The 1,232-nt window shown below is 66.5% G+C and carries 3 protein-coding genes; 2 read left to right on the forward strand and 1 reads right to left on the reverse strand.

Annotated features, from left to right (window positions below; genetic code table 11):
* Window positions 1-119: 119 nt before the first annotated feature.
* Window positions 120-383, reverse strand: coding sequence for a BufA1 family periplasmic bufferin-type metallophore (locus tag AC1DU6_RS31835; RefSeq protein ID WP_056202282.1), 264 nt, complete (start codon window positions 381-383; stop codon window positions 120-122).
* A 100-nt stretch (window positions 384-483) separates the two neighbouring features.
* On the opposite strand from AC1DU6_RS31835, the gene AC1DU6_RS31840 reads away from it, so the two are divergent.
* On the forward strand, window positions 484-1,074 hold the full coding sequence (locus AC1DU6_RS31840; RefSeq protein WP_057301160.1) for a sigma-70 family RNA polymerase sigma factor: 591 nt from the start codon (window positions 484-486) through the stop codon (window positions 1,072-1,074).
* On the forward strand, window positions 984-1,232 hold a 249-nt coding region (locus tag AC1DU6_RS31845), incomplete at its 3' end, for an anti-sigma factor family protein (RefSeq protein ID WP_477862193.1). The genes AC1DU6_RS31840 and AC1DU6_RS31845, both read left to right, overlap by 91 nt.

Raw genomic sequence — 1,232 nt, forward strand, 5'->3', positions numbered from 1 at the left:
AATGGACCTCAATGAAGCCGAGCGCGGGGCGCTCGGCCAGCAAGGTCTCGTAATGCGGCTGGCGCCAGCCGATGCCCACGCAGGGCAAGGGTGGCGCCGAGGTCATGGCGGTCAAGCCCTCACTTCTTCGCGGGCGCCTTGGTCGAGCCGCCTTCCTTCTCGCACGTGCCCTTGGCGACGTACTTCCATTCGTTGGCGTCCTTGTCGGCCTTGGACTGGCCGGCGCAGGAGTGACTGCCATTGGCGGTGGCGCAGTCGTTCTGGCCGGCCTTGGCGATGCCGTAGCACTTTTCCTTGGCGGCATCGGCGGCCTGGGCCTGGGCAACCATGCCCAGGGACAGGGCGGCGGCAAGGGCGGAGGACACGAGGGCTTGGTTCTTCATGAGACAGGTCTCCAAAAGGTTGGGGGGTAAAAGGCGGCCGATCATCCGGCGGCAAGAACGAAGTCGCAAGACGCTGCCAAGTCCTTACACTGCCGCCGCCATGACCGCTCCAACCGCCTCAGCGGACTACTGCCGCCAGATCGAAGCCCTGCGCCCGCCGCTGCTGAAGTACGCGCGCCTGCAGCTGCGCAACCCCGCCTGGGCCGAGGATGCCGTCTCTGAAACCCTGCTCGCGGCGCTGGAGAAGCCCCAGGCCTTCGCGGGCAACAGCCAGCTCAAGACCTGGCTGGTCGGCATCCTCAAGCACAAGCTCGTCGACCAGATCCGCAAGAACAGCCGCGAGCTGTCCACCACCTGCAGCAGCGAAGACGGCGAGGACCTGGACGATCTGCTGTTCGCCAGCGACGGCCACTGGCGCGAGACCCAGCACGACTGGGGCAACCCCGAGGATTCGCTGCGCCAGGTCGACTTCATGAGGGTGCTGGAGGCCTGCGTCGAGAAGCTGCCGGGCCAGCAGGGCCGCCTGTTCATGATGCGGGAGTGGCTGGAGCTGGAATCGGACGAGATCTGTAAGGAACTGGCGATCACGCCGACCAACTTGTGGGTCATGCTGCACCGGGCCCGGCTGAGGCTGCGGGACTGCCTGCAGGCCGGCTGGTTCGGCGGCGCGACCGCTGGAGGGGCGACTTGATCAAGCTGAAGATCACCTGCCGGGAGGCCACGCAGATCAYGCTCAAGGCGGAAGATCGCAGCATGCCGCTGACCGAGCGACTGTCGCTGCGCCTGCACCACCGCATCTGCACCAATTGCCGGCGCTTTTACCGCCAGGTCGAGCTGATGCGCCAGGCC

Source organism: Roseateles sp. P5_B10, from assembly GCF_056400485.1.

What these genes read in the sequence shown, in the direction of transcription:
- AC1DU6_RS31835 (WP_056202282.1), bottom strand. Translation starts at nt 383, where the DNA reads ATGAAGAACCAAGCCCTCGTGTCCTCCGCCCTTGCCGCCGCCCTGTCC.
- AC1DU6_RS31840 (WP_057301160.1), top strand. Translation starts at nt 484, where the DNA reads ATGACCGCTCCAACCGCCTCAGCGGACTACTGCCGCCAGATCGAAGCC.